General features: G+C 46.5%; 20 protein-coding genes and 2 tRNA genes. 14 read left to right on the top strand and 8 right to left on the bottom strand.

What is annotated here, in order from left to right:
- Nucleotides 1-142: 142 nt before the first annotated feature.
- From BM202_RS16195 to BM202_RS16150, 10 genes are all read left to right on the top strand, one after another.
- Complete coding sequence (locus BM202_RS16195) at nucleotides 143-769, top strand: ABC transporter ATP-binding protein (protein WP_093827868.1); 627 nt, start codon at nucleotides 143-145, stop codon at nucleotides 767-769.
- 20 nt (nucleotides 770-789) lie between these two features.
- The gene (locus BM202_RS16190) at nucleotides 790-1,491 is read left to right on the top strand and encodes a peptidylprolyl isomerase (RefSeq protein ID WP_093827866.1); all 702 of its coding nucleotides are present in this window, start codon (nucleotides 790-792) and stop codon (nucleotides 1,489-1,491) included.
- Between the two features lie 74 nt (nucleotides 1,492-1,565).
- The gene (locus BM202_RS16185; protein ID WP_093827864.1) at nucleotides 1,566-2,465 is read left to right on the top strand and encodes an SDR family oxidoreductase; all 900 of its coding nucleotides are present in this window, start codon (nucleotides 1,566-1,568) and stop codon (nucleotides 2,463-2,465) included.
- Between the two features lie 10 nt (nucleotides 2,466-2,475).
- Nucleotides 2,476-2,865: a tautomerase family protein gene (locus tag BM202_RS16180; RefSeq protein ID WP_093827862.1), complete on the top strand. Its 390-nt coding sequence runs from the start codon at nucleotides 2,476-2,478 to the stop codon at nucleotides 2,863-2,865.
- Between the two features lie 3 nt (nucleotides 2,866-2,868).
- Nucleotides 2,869-3,129, top strand: coding sequence for a DUF167 domain-containing protein (locus BM202_RS16175; protein WP_093827860.1), 261 nt, complete (start codon nucleotides 2,869-2,871; stop codon nucleotides 3,127-3,129).
- Nucleotides 3,130-3,349: 220 nt separating this feature from the next.
- Nucleotides 3,350-3,904, top strand: a complete 555-nt coding sequence (locus tag BM202_RS16170; protein WP_093827858.1) for an RNA polymerase sigma factor — start codon at nucleotides 3,350-3,352, stop codon at nucleotides 3,902-3,904.
- A gap of 21 nt (nucleotides 3,905-3,925) precedes the next feature.
- Nucleotides 3,926-4,945 (top strand): FecR family protein, encoded by a 1,020-nt coding sequence (locus BM202_RS16165; RefSeq protein WP_093827856.1) that lies wholly within the window; start codon nucleotides 3,926-3,928, stop codon nucleotides 4,943-4,945.
- A gap of 159 nt (nucleotides 4,946-5,104) precedes the next feature.
- Nucleotides 5,105-8,716 carry a TonB-dependent receptor gene (locus BM202_RS16160; protein ID WP_245776678.1) on the top strand — a complete coding sequence of 1,204 codons (3,612 nt, stop codon included), beginning with the start codon at nucleotides 5,105-5,107 and terminating at the stop codon, nucleotides 8,714-8,716.
- Nucleotides 8,717-8,734: 18 nt separating this feature from the next.
- Nucleotides 8,735-10,525 carry a RagB/SusD family nutrient uptake outer membrane protein gene (locus BM202_RS16155; RefSeq protein WP_093827854.1) on the top strand — a complete coding sequence of 597 codons (1,791 nt, stop codon included), beginning with the start codon at nucleotides 8,735-8,737 and terminating at the stop codon, nucleotides 10,523-10,525.
- A gap of 87 nt (nucleotides 10,526-10,612) precedes the next feature.
- On the top strand, nucleotides 10,613-11,455 hold the full coding sequence (locus tag BM202_RS16150; protein ID WP_093827852.1) for an endonuclease/exonuclease/phosphatase family protein: 843 nt from the start codon (nucleotides 10,613-10,615) through the stop codon (nucleotides 11,453-11,455).
- 94 nt (nucleotides 11,456-11,549) lie between these two features.
- On the opposite strand, the gene BM202_RS16145 is transcribed toward BM202_RS16150, so the two are convergent.
- Nucleotides 11,550-13,259 (bottom strand): amidohydrolase, encoded by a 1,710-nt coding sequence (locus BM202_RS16145; RefSeq protein ID WP_093827850.1) that lies wholly within the window; start codon nucleotides 13,257-13,259, stop codon nucleotides 11,550-11,552.
- A 339-nt stretch (nucleotides 13,260-13,598) separates the two neighbouring features.
- Between BM202_RS16145 and BM202_RS16140 the strand changes: the two genes are divergently transcribed.
- Complete coding sequence (locus BM202_RS16140) at nucleotides 13,599-14,816, top strand: NADP-dependent isocitrate dehydrogenase (protein WP_093827847.1); 1,218 nt, start codon at nucleotides 13,599-13,601, stop codon at nucleotides 14,814-14,816.
- A gap of 193 nt (nucleotides 14,817-15,009) precedes the next feature.
- Nucleotides 15,010-15,417 carry a Dabb family protein gene (locus BM202_RS16135; RefSeq protein WP_093827845.1) on the top strand — a complete coding sequence of 136 codons (408 nt, stop codon included), beginning with the start codon at nucleotides 15,010-15,012 and terminating at the stop codon, nucleotides 15,415-15,417.
- Between the two features lie 94 nt (nucleotides 15,418-15,511).
- Here the strand turns inward: BM202_RS16135 and BM202_RS16130 are convergent, their stop codons facing one another.
- Nucleotides 15,512-16,099, bottom strand: a complete 588-nt coding sequence (locus BM202_RS16130; RefSeq protein WP_093827841.1) for a YcxB family protein — start codon at nucleotides 16,097-16,099, stop codon at nucleotides 15,512-15,514.
- Nucleotides 16,100-16,233: 134 nt separating this feature from the next.
- On the opposite strand from BM202_RS16130, the gene BM202_RS16125 reads away from it, so the two are divergent.
- The gene (locus tag BM202_RS16125) at nucleotides 16,234-16,746 is read left to right on the top strand and encodes a phosphoribosyltransferase family protein (protein ID WP_093827839.1); all 513 of its coding nucleotides are present in this window, start codon (nucleotides 16,234-16,236) and stop codon (nucleotides 16,744-16,746) included.
- 28 nt (nucleotides 16,747-16,774) lie between these two features.
- Here BM202_RS16125 and BM202_RS37265 read toward each other — a convergent pair whose 3' ends face one another.
- The 6 genes from BM202_RS37265 to BM202_RS16100 all read right to left on the bottom strand — a co-directional run bounded on the left by BM202_RS37265 (nucleotide 16,775) and on the right by BM202_RS16100 (nucleotide 23,695).
- Nucleotides 16,775-16,951: a hypothetical protein gene (locus BM202_RS37265; RefSeq protein ID WP_177236602.1), complete on the bottom strand. Its 177-nt coding sequence runs from the start codon at nucleotides 16,949-16,951 to the stop codon at nucleotides 16,775-16,777.
- An 81-nt stretch (nucleotides 16,952-17,032) separates the two neighbouring features.
- Complete coding sequence (locus BM202_RS16120; protein ID WP_093828093.1) at nucleotides 17,033-20,023, bottom strand: DEAD/DEAH box helicase; 2,991 nt, start codon at nucleotides 20,021-20,023, stop codon at nucleotides 17,033-17,035.
- A 371-nt stretch (nucleotides 20,024-20,394) separates the two neighbouring features.
- A tRNA-Leu gene (locus BM202_RS16115) sits at nucleotides 20,395-20,479 on the bottom strand.
- A 55-nt stretch (nucleotides 20,480-20,534) separates the two neighbouring features.
- Nucleotides 20,535-20,610: transfer RNA gene (locus BM202_RS16110), tRNA-Gly, on the bottom strand.
- 147 nt (nucleotides 20,611-20,757) lie between these two features.
- The gene (locus BM202_RS16105) at nucleotides 20,758-22,443 is read right to left on the bottom strand and encodes a hypothetical protein (protein WP_093827837.1); all 1,686 of its coding nucleotides are present in this window, start codon (nucleotides 22,441-22,443) and stop codon (nucleotides 20,758-20,760) included.
- A 16-nt stretch (nucleotides 22,444-22,459) separates the two neighbouring features.
- Nucleotides 22,460-23,695: a hypothetical protein gene (locus BM202_RS16100; protein WP_245776677.1), complete on the bottom strand. Its 1,236-nt coding sequence runs from the start codon at nucleotides 23,693-23,695 to the stop codon at nucleotides 22,460-22,462.
- Between the two features lie 261 nt (nucleotides 23,696-23,956).
- Between BM202_RS16100 and BM202_RS16095 the strand changes: the two genes are divergently transcribed.
- Nucleotides 23,957-24,502, top strand: coding sequence for a hypothetical protein (locus BM202_RS16095; protein WP_245776676.1), 546 nt, complete (start codon nucleotides 23,957-23,959; stop codon nucleotides 24,500-24,502).
- Nucleotides 24,503-25,088: the final 586 nt, after the last annotated feature.

The following is a 25,088-nucleotide window of genomic DNA, read 5'->3' as shown; positions in this document are numbered from 1 at the left end:
TAGCCAATGGTAATAAGCCGTTATTGTGCAGGTTATCTGAGCAAAAAGTAAGGACGTACCGTAACTATTGCCTAACGACTATCGACTAACCTGCTCAAAATTACAACTTTTGGCTATTTTTGTGAGTACTCGCCCAAATCCAATGCTGGCAACTAAGCAACTCACGTTTGAATACGGCCCTTCGAAACAGTTTTCGTTTCCAGATGTACACTGTGCTAATCGGGAATCTCTGCTGATTCTGGGCCAATCCGGGACCGGAAAAACTACCTTTCTGCACTTACTGGCCTTACTGTTACGTCCCAAAAGCGGCTCCGTCGTCATTGGGCAGACTGATCTTACGCAACTTAGTTCGGCTGAAACCGCTGCCTTCCGCGCTAAACATCTAGGCATTGTATATCAAAAGCCGCACTTTGTTAGTGCCCTGTCTGTACTAGATAACTTACTGCTGGCGAATTACTTGGCTAATAAGCCGCAGGACAAAAACCGGGCTCGCGAATTGGCCGCACAACTTGGCTTTAGTGAGCAGTTAGGCAAAAAAACGCATCAACTCAGCCAGGGTGAACAGCAGCGCGTCAGTATTGCCCGGGCCGTTATGAACCAACCCGATGTTATTCTGGCAGACGAGCCAACCTCCAGCCTTGATGATGAGAATACCGGCCGCGTTGTTACGTTGCTACGGGAGCAGTCGGAGCAAATTGGGGCCAGTCTGATTGTGGTTACGCACGACCAGCGGCTGAAAGATGTTATTCAAAATCGGGTTGCTTTGTGAGTGCCTGTCAAGACAACAAAATGAAAAATTTTTTACTCGTATTTCTGCTGATTCCGACGCTTCTCTTCGCGCAGAATCGGAAGAAAAAGGATTACCTCGTTACCTTGACTACCCAGTTCGGTCCTATGAAACTCGTGCTGTACGATCAGACCCCGAAGCACAAGGAGAATTTCATCAAACTCGTTGATCAAAAGTTTTACGATAGCCTACTGTTTCATCGCATTATTCCCCTGTTTATGATTCAGGGGGGCGATCCGAACTCACGTAAAGCTCAGGAAGATCAGCCTTTAGGCAGTGGGAGTGTAGGTGAACGGATTCCGGCTGAGTTTGCGCCAACGCTCTTTCACAAGAAAGGGGCTTTGGCTGCCGCCCGCGACAACAATCCCGAGAAGGCATCGAGTCCTAACCAGTTTTATATTGTGCAGGGGCGCGTTTGGGACGAAGAAGGGTTTCAGAAACAGCTTCAGCGTCTTGAAAGCATGAAAGGACGTAGGCCAACCGACGAGCAGAAAAAAGTATACCAAACCCTGGGTGGCTCACCGCATCTGGACGGTAATTACACAGTTTTTGGTGAAGTAATTGATGGTTTGGCAATCGTAGATAGCGTTGCTAAACAGCCTCGTAACGAGATGGACCGTCCGGTGAAAGATGTCCGAATGACAATGACCGGCGATTGGGTGAAGAAAAAGAAGATTACAAAACAGTACGGATATAAATTTTAGTCAACAGTCAACAGTTGTTAGTCGATAGCCTTCCAAGCCGAATAATAACTAGCGACTAATGACTATCGACTTTTATGAAACGCATTCTCATCACCGGTGCCAATGGGCTGCTGGGTCAGAAATTAGTTGGATTGCTTACGAAGCAGCCTAATGTCGAATTAATTGCTACGGCGCGTGGCAATAACCGGTTACCGTTTTTGGATGGTTATACGTATCGTTCGATGGACATTACCGACCGAAAGCAAGTACTTGACACGATTACTGATGTATATCCAGACGTAGTTATCCACGGGGCAGCCATGACCGATGTGGATAAGTGTGAAACGCAGAAAGATGACTGCTGGGCGCAAAATGTACACGCTGTCGAATATATCATTGAAGCGTGCCGGGCTACGAACGCTTTCCTATTGCACGTATCGACTGACTTTATTTTTGATGGTTCGGCGGGTCCTTATGATGAAACCGCCGAAGCCAATCCGATCAGTTTTTATGGTTGGAGCAAGCAGGCTGGCGAATCGGCGGTTATTCACTCAGGTATTCACTGGGCTATTGCCCGTACAGTGCTCGTATATGGCATTGCGCACGATATGAGCCGGAGCAATATCATTTTGTGGGTCAAAAAATCACTCGAAGACGGTAAAAATATCAAGGTCGTAACGGATCAATGGCGAAGCCCGACGCTGGCTGAAGATCTGGCGATGGGTTGCTATCTGATTGCTGACAAAGAAGCTGAGGGGATTTTTAATATTTCGGGCAAAGAAGTCCTGACGCCCTACGAGATGGCCATCAAAACTGCCGACTATTTTGGGCTCGATAAATCCCTAATTGCGCAGGCTGATTCATCGACGTTTACGCAGGTAGCTCGTCGTCCACCGCGTACTGGCTTCATTTTAGATAAGTCAAAGTCTGTGCTGGGTTATGATCCTCATTCGTTCGAAGAAGGTATTGCGCTATTGGCTGACCAGTTGAAATAACGTAGTGGTAATGAGTCAGGTGAAAATCTACGGCGTGCGCGAGCATCTGTTACCTATTCGGGATCAACTTTCCGAGGTAATTCACTCGTGTGTAGTGGACGCGCTGCAATTTCCGGCAGACAAGCGGGCGCATCGTTTTTTCTATCTGGAGAAGGCCGATTTTTTCGTGCCCGCTACGGCTTCGGAACGCTACGTTATTCTGGAGTTTATGATGATGGAAGGACGTACTGTCGAGACGAAAAAACGCTTGATTCACCTACTGTACGAGCGTATCTGCACTCAACTTAGTCTTGCCAATACAGACCTCGAAATCTGCATTCTGGAAAGCCCGGCTCAAAACTGGGGCTTTCGCGGTATGACGGGCGATGAGATAAAGCTGAGTTATAAAGTCAATGTGTAAGTTGTGACGCTTCATCTAAAAGCTAAGCCCGGTAGTAAAGTGGATCAGTTGTTTTACGACGCTTCCGGGCAGCTCAACGCCAAAATAAAAGCGCCTGCTCAGGATGGGAGGGCAAATGCCTATCTGATTGAGTTTCTGGCCAGGCAATTTGGCATTGCTAAATCGAACGTAACGATTATTGCTGGCTTTACGAATCCGCACAAACGAATCGATATTGCCGCCGACGAGGAAGTTATACTGTCGATCTTAGAGAGGCTACGTTAGAATTCCCTCACGCTTGCGTCGTGATACAATCTATTATAAAAAGAGTCAGTCCTGGTTTTGGGACTGACTCTTTTGGTTTATGCCCGTGTCGAAATGGCCTGAGTAGATAAAAACAATCCTATTGTTTTTGTTGAATATTGTATTTATCGTAGAATTTTAAAAATTATTTAGGGATTTCTTGATGATAATTGACTATACATAAATTCTAGCTCTCAGCTCAATGAACACACGAACTACCGATGAGGATCTGGTCTGTTTTCTCAAAGAGGATAGTCAGAAAGCCTTTGAGGAGATATATAATCGCTATTGGTACAAATTACTCTGCGTAGCCTACCACGAAACCGGCAGTCGTGAAGATGCCGAAGAACTGGTGCACGATTTATTCGAGAGCCTGTGGAATAAGCGTCATCAAGCCGTTATCCGGCATCTAAGTTCGTATCTGGTTGTATCAATCAAGCATCTGGTAACCAATTATATCAAGTCTAAAATAACCCATCGTCGCTACCAGGAATACTTGATTTTCCACGAATTACATCAGTCAGAGTCGACTGATGAAACCGTTAATTTTTCTGATTTATCGAAAGCGGTCGAGGAGGTGATGAAGAAACTACCGGAGAAAACCTGCGAAGTTTTTACACTAAGTCGCTTCGAAAATAAGCCAGTTAAAGATATTGCCCGGCAACTCAGCCTGTCGGAAAAGGCCGTTGAATACCACATTACAAAATCCCTCCGCGTCCTGCAGCAGCAACTTAAAGTTTACCATTCGGATAACTGATTCGAGCAAACCCATACCCGCATGAACCAGTACGATTTCGATAAATTAATAGAAAAATACCTGGCTGGCCAGAGTAGCCCGGAAGAAGAATCACTCATTCGTGAGTGGGCAGATAATAAATTGGCGAAAAGCAATCTTAGTCTTAGTCAACCTGAGGAACAAGCGATTAAGAAAAGAATCTGGACCAGCATTCATCGGAACGCACTGGGTCAGCAACCGTTTATTATACGGCACGGCTGGCTTCGGATTAGTGCAGTGGCAGCATCTGTGCTTCTTGCCTTATTGACAGGCGTATATCTCTGGAAGCAGCCAATAGAGAAACGTAGTGAGTTGGCCATTGCTGGCAGACGTATGGAGTTAAGAGGGACGATCAATGTTAAAAATACATCCGAAAAGCCGCAGAAAATCACGCTGAAAGATGGGAGTTACGTTGTCTTAAAAGCTCAGAGTACCATTAGTTATCCCGAACATTTTGGTGAGAAAACGCGGCAGGTTTATCTACAGGGAGAAGCCTTCTTCGACGTCAAAAAAGATCCGGTCCGGCCTTTTATTGTGCACACGGGAAACCTGGTGACGCAGGTACTGGGAACCAGTTTTACAGTGAAATCATACGATGAAGCCAAAACTATTGAAGTGCTGGTGACTAGAGGACGCGTATCGGTTTATGAGGATTCTGAAAAATCCTCTCAGGAACGTAACGGCGTTATCCTGATTCCCAATCAGAAAATCACCTTCGACAAAGCCTCGCAGAAACTTATTCCCAGCCTTGTCGAAACACCCAGTCTTGTTCAGCCTCCCGAAACCCGGACGAGTTTCGTATTTGACAGAGCTCCGCTCGACCAGGTACTCACTACGTTACGAAAAGCCTACGGAATTGAGTTTGTTGTCGAAAGTCCGTCGCTGAGCCACTGTGTTTTTAACGGCGATCTAAATGATTTGCCGCTTTATGTTCAGTTGGATCTGGTCTGCAAATCAATTAATGCCCGCTACGAAAGGCGGGGAACCACACTCTTCATTGCGGGTGAAGGATGTCCGGATTAAGATTTGTTAATATACCAAACGCACACTTAACAGTCCGGTAATATGGCTAACCCTACTTTTGCGGCATCAACGAAAAGCTGCCTTTAGAGGCTATCAAGCCATTTTGTGGCCATTCAAATGCTCAATTCTACTCTTTCTTTTTATGAAACCTTTACGATTATGATGAGACGTATACACCTAAAAAAGGGTCTGTTTCACGCCATGAAGACATCGATTGTGCAACTGGTTATAGCAGCTATTTTCTGCGGCTTGTCTTTCGCTCGTGACACCCATGCTCAGGAAATTCTTAACAAAGAAATTTCGCTGAAAATGGAATCCGCCGAAGTGTGGAAAATACTGAACCGACTCGAAAAACAGGCCGACATAAAGTTTGTGTACAGTGCAAACAGCATTCGGGCCGAACAAAAAATGTCGGTCAACGTATCGAACGGTAAGTTGTCGAAAGTGCTGAACGATTTGCTGACTCCTCTCCGAATTTCGTATGAAGTGGTGGGAGACCGTATTTTATTACGTAAGAAAACGCTTGAAACTTCATTTATTCCGTCGATCAATACCGTATCGTTGCCTGTTACTGGCAGTGCCGACCAGACCGTTACGGGTACGATTAGCGATGAGAAAGGGGAAGTGCTACCGGGGGTGAGTGTGGTCGTAAAAGGTACACAGCGCGGTACAACCACCGATGCTAAAGGCCAGTATCGAATTACGGTTCCGAATGGGTCTACTACGTTGATTTTCTCCTTTGTCGGTTATCTACCGCAGGAGGTTCTGGTTGGTAATCAGTCGATGCTGAGCGTGACACTCAAAACCGATTCCAAGTCACTGGAAGAGGTAATTGTGGTAGGGTATGGAACCCAGAAGAAGGTTAACCTAACTGGCGCGGTCGATCAGGTAACCAGCGAAGTACTCGACAATCGCTCGTTGCCGAACCTGAGCCAGGGCTTGCAGGGCACCATTCCAAACCTGAATCTGGTCATGGGTGATGGCAAACCGACGCAATCGCCTACCTATAATATTCGCGGTACTACGTCCATCGGGCAGGGTGGGAGTGCGTTGGTGCTCATCGATGGGGTGGAGGGTGATCCAAGCCGTCTGAACCCGAATGATGTGGCTACGGTATCGGTATTGAAAGATGCGGCTTCGGCGGCTATTTACGGTGCCAGAGGGGCTTTTGGTGTGGTGCTGATCACGACGAAAAGCCCGACGAAAGATCGCACGAGCATTACGTATTCGGTTAACCATTCCATCAAAAGTCCCACGACGGTTCCGAAGTACGTAACGAACGGCTACCTGTTTGCCAAGAATTTTAACGAGGGATGGTCGGCCTGGAACGATTACGCACAAACGCCCCAGAACATCAATAAAACGGTGAAATTTTCACCGGCTTATCTGACAGAACTGGAGCGCCGTAACAATGACCCTTCGCTGCCGAAAACTACTGTTGATCCAACCACGGGCGAATACGTTTACTACGAGAATACGGACTGGTACAGCGAACTCTACAAAAAAAGCACGAGCGCTACCGAACACAATCTCTCTTTGTCGGGGAGTAGCGGCAAGGCGGATTTCTACGTAACGGGTCGCTACTACACGCAGGACGGGATTTTTAAGTACAATTCTGACGATTATAAACTGCTTAGCCTGCGCGCCAAAGGCTCAATTCAACTCTATCCGTGGCTGAAAGTGTCGAACAACGCCGATTTCTCCTCCATGAAATACCATAACCCGCTGAACGTTGGCGAGGGCGGTAGTATCTGGCGGAACATTTCAGATGAGGGCCATACGGTTGCGCCGATGTTTAACCCCGATGGAACGCTCACGTATTCAGCGGCTTACACGGTAGGCGATTTCTGGTACGGCAAAAATGGTATCAACATGGACCGTCGCGTGTTCCGGAACACAGCCGATTTTGCAACCAATTTCTTCGACGACAAACTACGTATCAAAGGCAATTTTACCTTTCAAACGACCGACAACAACGAATCCCGTACACGCGTGCCAGTGCCGTATAGCCGCAAACCGGGCGTTATCGAATACGTTGGCACGAACTATAACGACCTTCAGAATCTGTACCGGCAAACGCTTTATACTGCCACCAACATCTATGCGGAATATGAGCCTCGGTTTAGTCCGAACCACTACGTTAAAGTACTGGCCGGATATAATTACGAGCAATCGAATTACCGACGGCTGGAAGTCGTTCGAAACGGGCTGATTTACGAAAACGCGCAGGACCTTAATCTGGCCTTGGGACAATCAATAACTACGAGTGGCGGTTCGGAAAAGTGGGCGATTGTTGGTGGTTTTTATCGCTTAAATTACTCGTTTAAAGATCGTTATCTACTCGAACTCAACGGCCGTTATGATGGCTCGTCGAAGTTTCCTTCCGATCAACGCTATGCGTTCTTCCCCTCGGTTTCAGCCGGTTGGCGCGTATCGAACGAGCCCTTCTGGAAAGTTTCACCCAAAGCTATTACTGATCTGAAAATTAGGGGGTCTTACGGTTCGTTGGGTAATGGTAGTATTGCTTCCTATGCGTTTCAGGAGCAGTTTGGTATTTCGCAGTTGAACCGGGTAGAAAATGGCGTCAAACCGCAGAAAACCAGCCAGCCTACGGTTATTCCCGACGGTCTGACCTGGGAAACATCCACCACATCGGATCTTGGTATCGATCTCGGTATGCTGAACAACCGGCTGACCTTCACGGGCGACGCGTATATCCGTACCACAAAAGGCATGTTCACGACGGGCATGACGCTTCCCGCTGTTTTCGGAACGGACGTACCCAAAGGCAACTACGCCGATTTGACCACAAAAGGGTGGGAGGCCGTAGTGACATGGCGAGATAAATTCAATATTTCCAGTAAGCCCTTTAATTATGAAGTCCGCTTTACAATGTCTGATTATCAGGCCACTATCGATAACTATAACAACCCAACCAAGCGCCTGACTACCGATAATTCGACGTACTACGTAGGGCAAAAGCTGGGCGAAATCTGGGGATACGAAACGGCTGGCTATTTCACCTCTGCTGATGACATTGCCAAGTCGCCTAAACAGAATTTATTCAAAGCATCTAACACAGGCCAGTTGTTGCCCGGCGATATTAAATTTAGAGACCTCAACGGCGACGGCGTTATCAGTTATGGCGATAACACCGTGGGCAATCCCGGTGACCGACGGATCATCGGAAACTCAACGCCCCGCTATACGTACGGCATCATGCTGGGCGCTGATTACAACAATTTCTTCTTCTCGGCTTTCTTTCAGGGCGTAGCCAAGCAGGATTGGTGGCCGGGTTCGGAAGCCGGTATTTTCTGGGGTCAGTACAATCGCCCATATAACAAGCTGCCTGAATGGCAATTGGGTAACATCTGGTCGGAAAATAACCCAGATGCTTATTTGCCTCGCTACCGCGGGTACGTAGCGCAGAACGGTGCGGGTGAACTGGCTCAGCCACAGACGAAATACCTTCAGAACGTGGCTTATCTCCGGATGAAGAACATTCAGATTGGCTACAATTTGCCTAAATCGCTGATCCGGAAAGTGGGCATGAATAGCGCTCGTGTGTTTGTATCGGGCGAAAACCTGCTGAGCTGGTCTCCCCTGTACAAAATCACCCGGGATTTAGACATTGAAAATATTGGCCGTTCCGACACGGTTTTGAATCCGCCGTCCAGCACTAGTCCCGATCCTAATAATGGCAGCAGCGGAAATGGCAATAATTACCCAATTCTGAAAAGCTTTACGATGGGTCTGTCGGCCACTTTCTAACCTGAAAATAGAACGATCATGAACACAAAATATAACTGGCTCCTTCTGATTGGCCTTTTCCTGGTTGGCTGCAATGATCTGGAGCAAATTCCTCAATCAACGGCCTCAAAAGATGCTGTATTTGGCAGCGTTGGGGGACTGGATTTGTATACCAACTCGTTTTACGACACGCCAGGCAATGGAGGTGTTCTGCCGACAGGTAGCGATATTATCCGGAGCGACGAGATGGCCGACTTTTCGGTTAGAACGCAGGTGCCTGACTTTTTGCGGGATGGCGCGTATGGCCCTCAACAAAGCACAGGCTGGGATTGGAAAGCGCTACGAAACATCAATTATTTCATTGCTAACTGCACCAATCCCGTTATTCCGGTCGAAACGCGTCGGCATTACATTGGTCTGGCCAAGTTTTTCAGAGCCTGGTTTTACTTCGATAAAGTGAAACGATTCGGCGATGTTCCCTGGATTGGCAAAGCGATGAGCGTTACGGACCCGGATTTGTTCAACGGACGCGACCCGCGGGCTATGGTGATGGATTCGGTACTGGCTGATTTGAATTATGCGACGGAAAACATACGTACCACGACCGATAATACACGTAGCTTAATCACAAAATCGGTGGCTTACGGCTTCAAATCAAGGGTTTGTCTGTTCGAAGGTACGTTCCGGAAATACCGCACCAGTTATAATCTGGGCAGCACGGCCGATAAGTGGCTGACCGAAGCCGTGAATGCAGCCGGTAAAGTAATGACTGAAGGCGGTTATAGCCTGAACGAAACGGGCGGGACCGACAAGTCATATCGGCAATTGTTCATCAACACTACCCCCGTTACCAATGAAATTATACTATCGGCCGTTTCCGACGCTACGTTGGCTGTTTACAATGATGCCAACTGGTGGTGGACAAGTGCTACGTATGGATCACGAGTAAGCCTGATCAGAACGTTTGTTAATACGTATCTGAATACAGATGGTACGCCCTTTACCGACAAAGCAGGCTACCAGACCATGACCTTCATGGATGAAGTGAAAAACCGGGATAAGCGCCTGCAACAAACCATTCGGATGGGAAACTACACCCGTACGAACGCGGGTGCTACCGAAGCCGCTCCCCCGGTTTTCTCCTATACCTATACCGGCTATATGCCCATCAAGTGGTCGCTGGACGATACGTATTACGACGGCGGAACGCGCAATATCAACTCCATTTCAACCATGCGGTATGCCGAAATTCTGTTGAATTATGCCGAAGCAAAAGCTGAACTTGGTACGTTAACCAATGACGATTGGGCCAAAACAGTCGGTGCCTTGCGAAAACGAGCGGGCATTACGGCGGGTTTGACTGTCAAACCAACGGTTGTTGATACGTATCTGAAAACGAATTACTTCCCCGATATTTCGGACCCGGTACTACTGGAAGTTCGCCGTGAGCGGGGTATTGAGCTGGTGCTGGAAGGCTTCCGTTTTTCGGACATTATCCGCTGGAATCGCGGCCCGTTGATGGAGCAGGTTTGGAATGGTTTCTACGTACCGGCCCTGGATAAACCGCTTGATTTGAATGAAGATGGCAAAAGCGATGTCGTTTTCTACAAAGTTAAACCGGCTACGCAACTGCCGGGGGTGACGTATGTTAGCGTCGCTGAGACAGTTAACGGCGTCGTAAATCCCCAGCGGCTCAAAAACGATACGTATGGTGAGTTAACCTGGCTGGCGAATATTCCCCGGAAATGGAACGAGAAATTCTATCTCTACCCCATTCCAACAAATGACATACAGTTAAATCCTAAACTGGGTCAAAACCCCGGCTGGTAGAATGAACCTGTTTTGTGGTTTGGTATTTATTAATGGCGGGGGTGAATACCCGCGCCAGACTGAAATTAACGTTTAAACTCAACCAAAATGCGCGTATTGATTTTTCTAATGCTAGGTAGTTTGCTGCTTACCGAAGGCACATTTGCCCAAAAAACCGAACCGATTACCGTTGCTACGTATAACCTTCGCTATGACAATAAAGGCGACGGTATTAACGCCTGGCCGAATCGGAAGGAAAATGTTAAGGCGTTGGTCCGATTTCATGACTTCGACTTGTTTGGAACGCAGGAAGCACTTAGAAATCAACTAAATGACGTAGCAGAATTAAACGAGTATGCCTTTTTTGGGGCTGGTCGCGATGATGGCAAAGAAGCGGGCGAGCATTCCGCTATTTTCTATAAAAAAGACAGGTTTAAAATTCTCCAGTCGGGCAACTTTTGGTTGAGCGAAACGCCCGATAAACCGGGTAAAGGCTGGGACGCAACCTGCTGCAACCGGATCAGTTCCTGGGTCAAATTCAATGACTTGAAAACAAAGAAAGAGTTTTACTTTTTCAGTGTTCACTTCGATCACCAGGGCGTCGAAGCACGTCGGCAATCAGGAAAATTGATGGTGGCGAAGATCAAGGAAATTGCGAAAAATGAGCCGGTTATTTTGGTCGGGGATTTTAACTCGACACCCGAAACGGAGCAAATCCAAACCATCCAAACACTGCTGAGCGATGCACACAACGTAACGGCGACTCCGCCCTACGGTCCCGAAGGCACATTTAACAGCTTCAAGTTCGATGCGCCGATGGACAAACGGATCGACTACATCTTTGTGAGCAAGCAGTTCAATGTACTGAAATACGGCGTCTTGACCGATGCCAAAGAGCAGCGTTATCCATCTGACCATCAACCTGTGGAGGTGAAAGTAGTTCTTAAATAATGACAGCTAAAGGAGAATAAAAAAAGCGATGAGGTCCTCTCATCGCTTTTTTTGTGACTCAGGAATTGTCCTGCTGAGGCAGGACAAAAATAATCTACTCCGACCGCGATGAAGACACCTTCGATGCAGACGATTTCTCTTTCTCGACGACTTTCTTCACGGCTTCCCGCTGATCATCCCGGATGGTTGGGTATTTGATACCCAACTGCTCCAAATAGCTTTTGTACTTGGACGGGTCGTAGTAAAACTTCTCCAGTTTGGGCTTGAATTCAGCCATAATCTTTTTGTTCAGATAGATGGCTGGTTGCTCTTTGGGCGAAATCAACGGTTCATATTTGATGTCTTTGGTCTGCTCGTCTTTGTAATACGCCCAGGCATCTTTAATGAGTTCGGGTTTGAGCAGCAAATCCAGCAAGGTCATGGCTTCCGCTTTGGCGCCATAGACAACGCCTTTGTGAGCAATGGGCGTAGCCATAGAGATCGCGTTGGCCCAATGATGGCCGGGCAGTCCAGGAATGTTGCTGGGGTAACGTAACACGATAGTAGGCAGCGACCAGGAGATGTCGGCGATATCGTCGGAGCCACCACCCATTGGCGTCATGGCCTGACCACCCATCATCACCACTGGTGCCGACGAAGTAGGCATGCCCATAGAATCCAGCTTCGTTGCCAAACCTTCGGTTTTGGGCGCCTGTAGCTCTATCTGAGAGGCTCTAGCCAGCAATTGATCTTCTTCTGACCAGGTTGGTAAACCCACTTTTTTGATGTTGTCGTAGGCTGCAGCTGCCATTACTTTGTTGGTGTGCACAGGCCAGGCCGATCCCAGAATCTCGTACGTGAATTTGGTATCGGTCATCAGGGCAGCTCCTTCGGCTATTTTAACCCCCGTTTCAAACAGTTTCTTGATTTTTGGATACGTCCGTTCGCGGAAATAATACCAAACAGCGGCTTTGGATGGTACTACGTTAGGTTGGTCGCCCCCATCAGAAATGACGTAGTGCGAGCGCTGGGTGAGTTCGAGGTGTTCGCGCCGAAAGTTCCAGCCAATGTTCATAAGCTCGACCGCGTCCAGCGCGCTACGTCCCCGCCAGGGCGCACCCGCTGCGTGAGCCGCCTGACCTTCAAAGTTGAATCGTACCGATACCAGACCATTATTTCCATTGTCGCCCCAGGAAACGCCAAGGTTGTTGCCCACGTGAGTGAAAATACAGGCGTCCACATCCTTGAAATAACCATCCCGAACATAGAACGCTTTAGTCCCCACAAGTTCTTCGGCTACGCCCGGCCAGAGCATCAGCGTACCCGGAATTTTTTCCCGTTCCATCAATTTCTTCACCGCCAGCACCGCTACAATATTCAATGCCTGGCCTGAGTTATGCCCTTCGCCATGACCGGGAGCCCCTTCAACGATAGGATCTTTGTAAGCCACGCCGGGCTTCTGGCTGGCTTTCGGAATGCAGTCAATATCAGACCCAACAGCAATAAGGGGTTTGCCCGATCCCCAGGTCGCAATCCAGGCGGTGGGGATTCCTGCAATGCCCTTCTTGACCGTAAATCCTTCTTTTTCGAGTAATGTCGTCAGGTATTTAAATGACTCTTCCTCCTGAAACCCCAGTTCAGCGAAGCTGAAAAGCATGTCGTTGATTTGCTGCGCCTGCACTGCATTCGCTTCGACGGCAGCAACAGCTTCAGCCTTGAGCTTGTCAATTTTATCTGAACCAGTCTTAGCCGCTTTTTTAGCCTGGCCAAAGAGTAGGGCAGGAGCTAAAAAGAGCACTATTAGTAGATTTGTACAGTTTTTCATTGATAATGCCAAATTTTATAAGGATGATTGGGTAATTTACTTGATAAAGATACGGCTAAAACCGGTGACCTAATTTATTTATACCAAAAAAAGCAACTCCTCCAATCTGTTTTTCCATGCCAATGATCAACGAGATTATTATTTTGGGGATTTAATATGGGCATTGATGGCTTTCGTGATTCTGGTAAAGTTTCCTTAGGAAAGAAGGTCTCTGGTTGATGCGCTTGTGTCGTAGAATCGGAGTCGCCGATCAAAGAAGAAGTACCCATATTTGGGCGAGATTCACTACTTTTGCGGCCAAGTTTTCGTATCGTTTTCAATCGTTTATACCTTAGTCAAATGGAAAAAATTAAAGTGGCAAATCCGGTTGTCGAACTGGATGGCGACGAAATGACCCGTATTATCTGGAAATTTATTAAAGACAAGCTGATTCTGCCTTACGTTGACGTTGACATTAAATACTATGATCTTGGCATCGAGTACCGCGACGAAACCAATGACCAGGTAACGATTGATGCGGCCAATGCAATTAAACAATACGGTGTTGGTATCAAATGTGCCACCATTACGCCCGATGAAGATCGGGTTAAAGAGTTCAATCTGAAGCAGATGTGGAAATCGCCAAACGGCACGATCCGCAATATTCTGGATGGAACCGTTTTCCGCGAGCCGATCGTGATGAGCAACGTACCACGTCTGGTTATCAACTGGAAAGCACCGATCATTATTGGCCGTCATGCATTTGGTGATCAGTATCGTGCTACCGATTTCGTTGTGCCAGGCAAAGGGAAGCTGACCATGAAATTTGAGGGCGAAGACGGAACTGTACAGGAATACGACGTATTCAACTTCCCCGGTGCCGGTGTTGCCATGGGTATGTATAACCTCGATGAATCGATTCGTGGTTTTGCAAAAGCCTGTTTCAACATGGCCCTGCAAAAAAACTGGCCGTTATACCTGTCGACCAAAAACACAATCCTTAAAAAATACGACGGTCGTTTCAAAGACATTTTTCAGGAAGTCTACGATACTGAATTTGCTGGTAAAGTTCATTACGAACACCGTTTGATCGACGACATGGTGGCTTCAGCGCTGAAGTGGGAAGGTAACTTCGTATGGGCCTGCAAAAACTACGACGGCGACGTTCAGTCGGACACGATCGCGCAGGGCTTTGGTTCGCTGGGTCTGATGACGTCGGTGCTCGTTACACCCGATGGCCAGACAATGGAAGCCGAAGCGGCTCACGGTACCGTAACGCGCCACTACCGCGAATACCAGAAAGGAAATAAAACCAGCACTAATCCAATTGCGTCGATCTACGCCTGGACGCGTGGTCTGGCCTTCCGGGGTAAACTGGATGATAATCAACAACTGATCGACTTCGCTAATGCGTTGGAAGCGGTTTGTGTGGAGACCGTAGAAAGTGGCATCATGACGAAAGACCTGGCGCTGTCGGCTTATCCTGTTGGTACGAAGCTGACGTCCGGTGAGCAGTACGTAAACACCGAGGAATTCCTCGAAGCGCTGGATACGAATCTGAAAGCGAAACTGTCCTAAATTGGAATTTAGTTGACTGAATAAGATTGTCTGATTATCAGAGTCTTATCTGCTAACTAGTTACTTTTGGTAAATTTATTTGATTTGACTGATCAAATAAATTCAGCGGGGCCGCCCGTGCGGTTCAGATAAAGTGCCGCTCATAGTAGGGCGGCACTTTTATTTTCTTTACATCCAAAACTCTTACTGTCTTATGAAACACCTTATTACGCTCGTGGCTTTGGCGCTCTTGTCCGTCACGACATACGCTCACAATTTTAATAGTGAACCTCCTGCAAAAAAGATGAAAGCTACCAGCGTACAGCACATTGTACTATTTAAGTTTAAACCCGAAACAACGCCCGCGAAACTGAAGGAAATCCTGGATGCCTTTCAGGCGCTTCCGTCAAAAATTAAAGAGATTAAGGACTTGAAATGGGGTACGAACAATAGCCCCGAAAATCACGCGCATGGATTGACGCATGGATTTGTGCTGACGTTCGATTCCGAAAAAGATCGCGATGCTTATTTACCCCATCCCGCCCATAAAGAGTTCGGTACGATCGTTGGGCCGTGGATAGCCGATTTGACGGTTCTGGATTTCACAGATCAAGCCAAATAAGCTTCGGGACGATATAAATTGTACATAGAAAAGCCTCCCATCGATAACACTACATTCGTTATCCATGGGAGGCTTTTTGCTACGTGTCAATTTTCTATTTCACCGCAGTCTCAGCGGGAACGCTACCTGGCAACAGCCCTTTGCGTTTCAGCAGCGCATCGGTGAAACGCAGGTCATTATCGCTGGTGAAGATATTGAACGGCAGATACAGGAACTGCGCTTTGGCCAGCCCTTTCGTTACAATTTTAGCGATCCAGCTGGCCTTGACATTTGCCATGGCCTCGGCATTATCCAGAAATAAAATGTAGGCGTCTTTATCTTTAATGACACTGTTAATCTGGTTCCATTTCAGAATGCCGCCTTCTTTAGCGTTAATCCGCATGAGAATCTGACGGCTGTCAATTTCATAAACATATTTCTGAAATAAGGCTTTGCTCTGCTCCATTTGGGCAATACCCGTAATCTGTACGGCCCAGAATAAAACATACAAAATCGTGAGCAGCACAATAACGATGTAAATCCAGTAATTAGGATAGACTTTCGTCAGGTTCAGAATGACGTTCAGAATAATCAGAGCCAGTGGCACAAACGCCCATTTCCAGTTGTCTTTCACCCACTGTCTTAGGGCGATGTTAATATACGTTTTTTGGTCTAACGCGTATTTTTTGGTCTTAACAATCATAGTTACTTCTACATGAACAGACAAAGATACAGCGATTTAGAATCCATGCTGTATGATATTGGCGGTATGATGTATTTCATTGCCTAACAGCTTTTTCTCATCTTTACGTAGTCAATACATTTTTCGCTTATTTTATGAACACCGGCTTGTCGACGCTTGTCCTGAACGCTGAACAAATTCGCCAGAAAATCAGGCGAATAGCGTTTCAGATTTACGAGAATAATTTTGAAGAACCGGCCCTGCTACTGGCTGGCATATCGGGAGAAGGCTACGTACTGGCCCAGGCTTTAGCAGGTGAATTGCAGACTATTGCTCCGTTTTCAGTCGATTTGATTCAACTTGACCTGAATAAATCGCAGAGAGCCCAGCCACCTGTTCGACCTGATCGCGCTATGAATGACTATACCGATACGGTCGTTATTGTTGTAGACGATGTGTTATATACGGGCCGCACCCTGGCCTTTAGTTTGCAACCGTTTCTGAGTGTGCCTGTCCGTAAACTGCAGGTGGCTGTTTTGATTGATCGGAATCACCCACGCTACCCGGTTGCGGCCGATTATAAAGGCTACGAACTCAGCACTACGTTAACGGAACATGTTGACGTAGTGCTGAGCGATGAAAAGCAGATGGGTGTATATCTGAGGTAGAAGGAAGGTGAATTGGTAGTATTCAGCCTTACGCTTTTGTACCACGAATAAGGCTGATGCCCGAAAAAAAGAAAATACCGCCTAAAATTATATAAACAAACGACGCCTGAGAGACCCCGCCTTTCGTAAAATCGATGCCTCCGTAAACTAGGCCAACCAGGCCGATCAGCGTCAGGATAATACCGAACACACTTTTGACATTCATAAATCGAGTTTTTAGTATGAGTGAATACATAACTATTCTACGCTCATATCTTCTCAAATTTTGCTGATTTTATTCCGCGGCTTATTCCAGTAAGACCATAATATCCTCCTTCGTTAGCGATTTCATGAAGTTCTCTTCCGTGGTGATTAAACTACCGGCAAGTTGCTGCTTGGCTCGTTGCAGCGACAGGATTTTTTCTTCGACGGTATTTTTTGCGATGAATTTGTAGGTAAACACCGTTTTATCCTGCCCAATGCGGTGGGCTCGGTCAACAGCCTGAGCCTCGATGGCAGGGTTCCACCAGGGGTCTAGAATGAACACGTAGTCGGCAGCGGTAAGGTTATGGCCTAAACCACCTGCCTTCAGCGAAATCAGGAATAATTTCACCGATTCGTCGGTCTGGAATAATTTAACCTGGCTCTGTCGGTCGATGGTTGAGCCGTCTAAATAAGCGTATTTAATATTTTTTTCTTTCAGATATTGCCGAACAACACTCAAATGCTTAATAAACTGACTGAACACCAGAACTTTGTGATTTTCTATTATCGCACTGTCTAAACGAATCAGTACGTCGTCAAGTTTACCTGAATCGCCTTCATAATCAGCATCTACCATGCGCGGGTGATTGGCGATCTGCCGCAACTTGGTCAAACCCTGCAAAACAATCATTTGCGACTTAGCCATCCCTGATTCCTCGATATGCTCCAGAATCAGATTTCGGTAATAAGATTTGGCTTCTTCGTATTGTTTCTCCTGATCAGGTGTCATTTCTGAATACAATACGCTTTCTACTTTCGCCGGCAAATCCGTTGCCACCTGCGCTTTATTACGCCGAAGCATAAAAGGTTTGATCAAACTATAGAGTCTTGCTATTTTAGAGTCGTCATGTCGCTTTTCGATAGGTATCTGAAATTCATTTCTGAAAAATGCCTGATTGCCTAATAAACCAGGATTAATGAAAGACATCTGCGACCAAAGGTCCATCGTACTGTTTTCGAGCGGTGTACCGGTGAGAATAAGTCGGTATGCCGTATTCAGTTGCATAACAGCCTTGGTGATGTGCGACGATGGATTCTTAATTGCCTGCGATTCATCCAGAATGACGTAGTTGAACCGATAACTGCTCAGCAGGTCAATATCAATTCGTACAATACCATATGATGTCAGAATCAGGTCGTAGTTGTCGAACTGAGCCATATTCTTATCACGATACGTACCCGTATACACCATCACGCGCAGGTCGGGCGTGAATTTCTTAGCTTCCAGTTCCCAGTTGTAGAGCAGGGATGTTGGCATAACCAGCAAACTTGGCTCCAGTATACCCGCTTCTTTCTGCCCCTGAAGCATAGCCAGCGTCATTACGGTTTTTCCTAGTCCCATGTCATCGGCCAAACAACCCCCGAAGTGATATTGCCGCAGGAAATTCATCCAGTCGTACCCTGCGTGTTGGTAGGGACGTAGTGTGCCGTTGAAATGGGCTGGTAACGGAAAGGATTCGATTTCTTCAAAATTCCGCAATCCTTCCAGTTTGCGCGTAATAACCGTTGTCGCCAGATTATCGCGCTCCAGTTCCTGAACCAGTGCGAGGTGGTGCTTTTGCAGCACCAGTTGCCCATCAGCGTCGGGGCCATCAATGTGTTCTATAAACCCGAAGAGTTCCGAATATTTGGTGAACCAGGCATCCGGAATAACGGCAATCTCGCCGTTGGGCAATGTGAACTCGTGCTTTTTGTTGAGGATAAGCTTTCGGAGCTTCAGAAACGGAATGTCAAACTCACCGAAGCGAACATGAGCATAAATATCAAACCAGTCGCGACCCTCCTGAATGGAAACGTTGATCGTCGAATAGCCCAGAAAATATCGTTTCGTGTCCTGCGCATCCTGCCGAATGACAAAGCCTGTTTCCCGAATTTGATTCCCATTCGTAGAAAGCCAGGAAAAAGCTTCTGCTTTCGATAGTGCCAGTTGCCCATTACGTAGATCAAGCCCTGTCTCACGTAGCAACGCCAGTTTTTGCCGTTCCAACCGTTGATCCCGGCGAATTTTGTGGAAAATATACTCGTCGTTTTTCTTTTCAAGACTCACATTGGCCGTTGTCCCAAAACTGTCGAAGTGAAACATAAAATCGCCATATTGAAACGACAGATCGAACATGATACGCTGGCTTGCGTCTGCATCCTTATCGGCTAGATCGGCTACGGCGGTTCCATTTTGATGAATTGCTGCTGGCACTAAACGACTTGGCTGAACCATCTCCGAAACCGTTAGCACAGGCATTGGCTCCAGAACTTCGGACCGGATCTCGAATCCGTTTGCGTAGACATCGTACGATGCAATGAGTTGGGTAACAAACCGTTCGTAGTATTGCTGCTCAATATTGCGCGGAATGATAATGTGGTTTTTTGTGAAGAATGGGCGCAATTTTTTACCATCCACATTTTTGCTAAAATGATATAATCGATGGCCAACCATCATGTAGGCAGGCTCATCACAAATCATCAGCGCATCTTTAAATTGAAAGACTACACGTTCAGTTTCGCCAGCTTCGCGTGGACCAACTGGATAACGGATGATCGGGAAATAGTGCGTAGAGTCGGCATTACGAACGAAGTGAAAATGAACCTTTGCTGGTTCAGGCATCCAGATGATAGATTCCCAGGCTGGATTACCGTCGTTGCCCATAATATAAAAAGGTTTGCCAGGCAGCAACCCCATAATCTGAGCTTTTATATGCTCCAGATAGCTACCAATAGCTTCCTGCACAATCTTGTCACCTTTCTGTAGATCATATACTTTCAGAAAGAAATCAACGGCGGGCAACTTCCTGGTATTGAATTTTTTAACGATCGTGTCCTGCTGAATACTGTCGATGAGTTTTACCAGTTCAAAATCACGTTCGTCTAAGCCCTTGGCAAACTCTCCAACGTTTTGCGTGGAGAGTGTCTGGTTCTGTAGTGTAAGTTCCCCCCGGCTGTTACGTTGTACGACGAAAGCCTCGATTAAGTAACCCAGAAACTCGTGATCCAGCAATGAATACACGATTTGAAACGGTTGCAACGGCGAAACTTTCATAAGGACTACACCATTCAGCTCCACCATTTTCAGGAGTGGTCAGAACAGCTTGCAAGGGTGAACAATGTAAGGAAACGGGATGGACAAGGAGGTTGCAAGGACAAGAAAAATCATTGAAAATTACTCATAATGAATGATTTATGATTGATTTGTATTTGGCAACGGTTTCAAATATACAAATCAAAACAAAATGTACAAGAAGGAATTTTACAAAATCAGTAAATCCTGGGAAGCGATCAATATAACGTAATAAGAGATGGCGCTTAATCGATTAATAAGTCATGTTTGTTGCGTATAGATAGTTTTGAGGAGATATGAGAGTCGCTACAGTACGTACAAAAATAGCCCCTGAATTTCAGGGGCTATTTTTGTACCAGGAGCGGGAGTCGAACCCGCACGGGCTTGAGGCCCACAGGATTTTAAGTCCGGCGTGTCTACCGATTCCACCATCCCGGCATTTATCCGCCGAAGCGGCATTTACAAAAAAAGCACCGTGGTCGGTGCCTCTTTGTGGAGCGAAAGACGGGGTTCGAACCCGCGACCTCGACCTTGGCAAGGTCGCGCTCTACCAGCTGAGCTACTTTCGCGTTATACAATTTGCCAGTCCATTGGCGAATTGTGGATGCAAATTTAGATTGTTTTTGACGTTTGTCAAGCCCTTCAGCTAAAAATATTTTCTATACTACCTATCAAAAAATAGCCAAAAACTGATTCTGAATGAGTTACGGTCTAAATTATAATAGCGATTCATTGACTTGCGTATCAAACACGCCCGTTAAAACCCGGCCATTCCGTTTCACCTGAACCCAAATCCGATAATGACCCGCTCGCGGGAAAGCATAAGGGAACTCAACCATATTGTTCGTTTTCATGGGATGGCTCATACCCGGCATTTCAGCCATAAGCAACCGATTTTTTTCGCCTTCAGGCAGCGCTTTAAGTTTGGCAACGTAAGCGTCGATGCTATCACGAAAATGCGTTGCGTTGGGATAACGAAAGGTTCGGGCGGTGTCGGAGATGCGTCTCACTAATGACTCTTCCGCAGCCATCGAATACGTACCAACTGGATGCAAATGAATATAGACACTACCATCTGAACGCAGAATGACGGCATGACCATCCATACCCAAATAGGGTTCCAAAGGCGTCGCTTTCCCTATAGAATCGGCTACCGCGAATTTCAGCGTGTATAACTTGCCTGCTTCCAGAATTTGTGCAGGTTTGTCCATCCAGAGCATGGATGAGCCATCTGAGAGCTTTGTACTGGCACCGGGTTTTCCACAAACGACCATATCGTTATCTAAATGTGGTACGTTCACTGCATTGGCTTTTACCCCCATAGATTCAGCAACGAGCCAGCTATCGTCTGGATCGGAGGGTTTGACGTTGGCCGCTGTTTCAGCCGTGATTTTTGGCGAAGGAACGTCCACCGTATCGGTCAGGGTTTCAGCGAAACCACTTCTGTACACGACGTCTGAAAATAGAATGTATTTGCCCCCCGGTAGTGAGGGGAGCGTCGCAGCGTAGTGTAACGTATCGTTCCTGTTGGGATGCAAATGAGCAAATGCATCTAATCCCGGGATTCGGACCATAAACGTGTGCATCAACTTGCCGTGGTCGGGAATGAGGTAGCTTAAGGTCCGTTGGTTGCGCCGGCTCTTTCCGAAGCTAGTGGTGTCAAATAGAATCGACAGTTGCCGGTGGTTATCTGCAATACGTACCGATGCATGGATAGACATTGGTCGGTAGAGCTGTACATTCCGATAATCTTCTGCTTTACTAGTCCACCATGACCGCCAACCTGTTAACAGTAGCGTGACCATTATTAATCCGACACCCATACCTAACCAGCGCCGACGCCGGAGCGTTGTTGGTATTTGATGATCGGGTAATACAAGCGCATCGGCATTACTAGCCCCGATAATTGTAATCAACATCACGATTAATAATAATCCCATGGCTGCTAAGCCAATACCCGTTCCTTCAGGCATATCACGCAGGGCTGTTGCCACAGCCATCACAGGCACGACTATCTGTTGTTTTCCGTCAGGCCCATCGATACTTAACTCAATGCTTGACGAACCAGATTCCATTAGCCAAACATCCCCTTCGTAGCGACTGGCACTGATTGACTTTAGTATATCATGGGTAGGAGCGCCCTTATCCCCGGCATTAAAATAAATTGGTCGGGCACCAATAGTAGTCACACTACCCTGCTCTACAAATACGGTAATGCTAGCCGTTCCTGGTACTACGTCGGGTGGTTTTATGCTGATTAATAACTGATATTTACCCGCTTGTTTTTGTACAACGACACCCGCACTACCAATGTGCGCAGTTGCAGTGAGTGAGTAAGTGAGTAACAGACTGAGTAAATAGGCCACTAGCTGCCGCCTGAAGCCAATTGATTTTTCTAACATCTCCTTGGTTCTGCTTTTACCGTACTACTTGTTTCATCCAATTGCCCCATAATAAACCAACTCGGGCTGAGAGTATGGCATACAGTAATGCTTTCCCGAAACCAATTGCAAAACTAGCTGTGGATTGCAGCCGTTCCGGATTATAGGCGTATCGATATGGCGAATCGGGTGCCCGGCTGTAGAACCAGCTGTTCGATAAAAAGAAACCATTCCGCGCATAAGGCGACGTATGAAGAAACTCACCAAACGGCCATTGAACAGCCAATAAAACAAGCAGAAACGTAATTCCCAATAAAACCGCCAGTAGCCAGTCGTTCAATTTTTTTCCAGTAGCGAAATTGTCAAAGCGATGGATAAGTAAATCCATTAAAAATGCAGGGATAACCAATAAAGGAGGAAATATGAACGCTTGGTAATGTGTGATTGGGTTTAGAACCGGACCAAGTCGAGGCTGGGCAGGAATGTTTTCTAGCACCCAGCTTGGCATAAGGAAAAATAACATAAAAAGCCCTGCAATCGTGGTAATTGGCCAACGCAATAAAGATGCTCTGCCCATAGCAACCAGATAGAATGGTAAGGCAATGGCCGCTGTAACGTAATAGCGCGTATGATGGGTTTGGCTTCTGGTCATTGATTCTGAGAACAGTACAAACAACATAGCCAGAAGTAGTCCGGATGCAATAGCGAATAGCCATTTCAGTCTTGTTGACACCGTGTTGCCAGATTCGTTTACATCCCGATACTTGTTCTGCAGCGCTAATACGCCTATTATCGCACCAAACTGCACGGTCATAATGCCGACGATCAGTATGGTATGGGGAGGGGTAAGTATCTGCACATCAAGGCCATATGTATTATGCCACCAGTCGTCAAATGGGGCAGATGTTAACATTGCCAGGGCTCCCCAAACGCAGAACATAGCACCCAGCGGCCCATAAAAAACACCCCAGAACGGAACGGCTTCAGCCCGGCCTGGATGATTTCTGGTGAGCGTTAGGGCCAGAATTCTATACGCTGAAAACAGACCCGCTACTACGGCTCCAACATAAATTACTACGTGTGGAGCCGCGAATAGCCCATCGCGTCCAATACTTATGTGCCACATAATGTCCCACAAAAGGCCCATAACCACGCAAAACGACGAGAAAACGACGGCATAAATATAGGTTGGTATCCCTGGCCGCCAGCCGATGGACTGGGTAGCCGATTGCTCACGAACGGATTGAAGCGAAGGCGAAATTGCCGATTGCATAATTCAGATAAATAAGATGTCCAAATACGGAAGAAGAAAGTTACGAAATTCTTGTGTACCGTACCGTACGTAGGCTGTCGACTTCGGCGATATACAGCTGCATGATACCACTTGATTCAACGGGACACAAAACAGCTGATTTCTACCGTTATTTGCACAACAGTAAGTGTCGCTAATCCAGATAATATGTTACGTTTTGATCAATCGGTACGGTTTTCTTCGTTCGTCGTCAGATCGCTATTGCTCAGCCTTATTTTTTTTATGAGCGCGTGCGTACCTGACTTTCTATTGTCGGACCCCGATTGGGTCGTTATTGAGGCAGGTGAACATGAACCCGACCCAAAGCGCAAAGTAGGGTTATTGATTAGCCCACACGAAGTGTCGGCCACTGTCACTTTCGATAGTAGTTGTATCTATGACGTTGGCGCAGTTGATACTGATGACTGGAATAAAGTGATTGGCTTAGGGTTTGTAGGGTCTAAAGATCAGTCTTTAGATGGAGTACCTCCGCATCAGGTAGATGGCGCACGTGTTGGCTGGCGGTGGAATCCTCAACGCGGAGTAATTGATTTAGGGGCTTATATCTACGTAGAAGGCAAACGTATTGATTTCAAAGTAGCCGAAACGCGCATCAATACACCGACGAAGCTTACAATCAAAATTGACTATGATCGTAAATTATACCAAGTCTTGGGTGGTCAGTCAGTGCCGTTTACGCACAATAAATCGTTTGCTTACAATACGGGACTTTATTTTGGCGGTAATCAGGTTGCGCCACACCGCATCAGGGTAAAGATTGTGGATTAGTGTCAGAGGAAATTAGCTAAGACCTGGAAGGATCGACTGCTACAAAAGCTAGGGTTCTACGCAGTCAAGTTGTTTAAGTAATTGTCGTTATGAGGCCCTGATATTAACAGTTATTCTGTTAATATCAGGGCCTTTGTTTTTGTAGCTTGTTATCCAAGTCGTTTATGGCAGAACACTTTGTAACTGGACGGCAAGTATATTTTAAAATAACGCTTAGCTACTAATTACCTGCTGAGCACAGATACAAAAGAGTATAGCAAGTATTCATATGAACACTTATTATATGATAAAAATTGATTAATTCCTTATTAAAAAAAGTGACCAATGAGAAATTCAGTAGTCTAGTGACCAGAGTTTGGGTGCAACAATAGGTATACTCTAGAAAGCGAATCTCTCTGGAACGTATTTATTTTTGTCTGTATCCTCTAGTGTCATACCCGTAAAAAAATACTATGAATACAGAATTTACACGTCTGGTTATATCTAGTTCTGCAGTACTCTTAGATTCCTTCATCGAGTAAGCTCAATATCTTGAATCGAAACAAACACAAAATCTCTTTCAAGTTCTGACCGATTCATTCTTAAA

Source organism: Spirosoma endophyticum, assembly GCF_900112365.1.
In the GTDB taxonomy this organism is placed as follows: Bacteria; Bacteroidota; Bacteroidia; order Cytophagales; family Spirosomataceae; genus Spirosoma; species Spirosoma endophyticum.
Note: the sequence above shows the minus strand (reverse complement) of the source record. Positions and strands in the feature narration are given on the sequence as shown.

Coding starts and splice junctions, on each gene's coding strand:
- BM202_RS16195 (WP_093827868.1), top strand. CDS start 143: ATGCTGGCAACTAAGCAACTCACGTTTGAATACGGCCCTTCGAAACAG.
- BM202_RS16190 (WP_093827866.1), top strand. CDS start 790: ATGAAAAATTTTTTACTCGTATTTCTGCTGATTCCGACGCTTCTCTTC.
- BM202_RS16185 (WP_093827864.1), top strand. CDS start 1,566: ATGAAACGCATTCTCATCACCGGTGCCAATGGGCTGCTGGGTCAGAAA.
- BM202_RS16180 (WP_093827862.1), top strand. CDS start 2,476: ATGAGTCAGGTGAAAATCTACGGCGTGCGCGAGCATCTGTTACCTATT.
- BM202_RS16170 (WP_093827858.1), top strand. CDS start 3,350: ATGAACACACGAACTACCGATGAGGATCTGGTCTGTTTTCTCAAAGAG.
- BM202_RS16165 (WP_093827856.1), top strand. CDS start 3,926: ATGAACCAGTACGATTTCGATAAATTAATAGAAAAATACCTGGCTGGC.
- BM202_RS16160 (WP_245776678.1), top strand. CDS start 5,105: ATGATGAGACGTATACACCTAAAAAAGGGTCTGTTTCACGCCATGAAG.
- BM202_RS16155 (WP_093827854.1), top strand. CDS start 8,735: ATGAACACAAAATATAACTGGCTCCTTCTGATTGGCCTTTTCCTGGTT.
- BM202_RS16150 (WP_093827852.1), top strand. CDS start 10,613: ATGCGCGTATTGATTTTTCTAATGCTAGGTAGTTTGCTGCTTACCGAA.
- BM202_RS16145 (WP_093827850.1), bottom strand. CDS start 13,259: ATGAAAAACTGTACAAATCTACTAATAGTGCTCTTTTTAGCTCCTGCC.
- BM202_RS16140 (WP_093827847.1), top strand. CDS start 13,599: ATGGAAAAAATTAAAGTGGCAAATCCGGTTGTCGAACTGGATGGCGAC.
- BM202_RS16135 (WP_093827845.1), top strand. CDS start 15,010: ATGAAACACCTTATTACGCTCGTGGCTTTGGCGCTCTTGTCCGTCACG.
- BM202_RS16130 (WP_093827841.1), bottom strand. CDS start 16,099: ATGATTGTTAAGACCAAAAAATACGCGTTAGACCAAAAAACGTATATT.
- BM202_RS16125 (WP_093827839.1), top strand. CDS start 16,234: ATGAACACCGGCTTGTCGACGCTTGTCCTGAACGCTGAACAAATTCGC.
- BM202_RS37265 (WP_177236602.1), bottom strand. CDS start 16,951: ATGAATGTCAAAAGTGTGTTCGGTATTATCCTGACGCTGATCGGCCTG.
- BM202_RS16120 (WP_093828093.1), bottom strand. CDS start 20,023: ATGAAAGTTTCGCCGTTGCAACCGTTTCAAATCGTGTATTCATTGCTG.
- BM202_RS16105 (WP_093827837.1), bottom strand. CDS start 22,443: ATGTTAGAAAAATCAATTGGCTTCAGGCGGCAGCTAGTGGCCTATTTA.
- BM202_RS16100 (WP_245776677.1), bottom strand. CDS start 23,695: ATGCAATCGGCAATTTCGCCTTCGCTTCAATCCGTTCGTGAGCAATCG.
- BM202_RS16095 (WP_245776676.1), top strand. CDS start 23,957: ATGAGCGCGTGCGTACCTGACTTTCTATTGTCGGACCCCGATTGGGTC.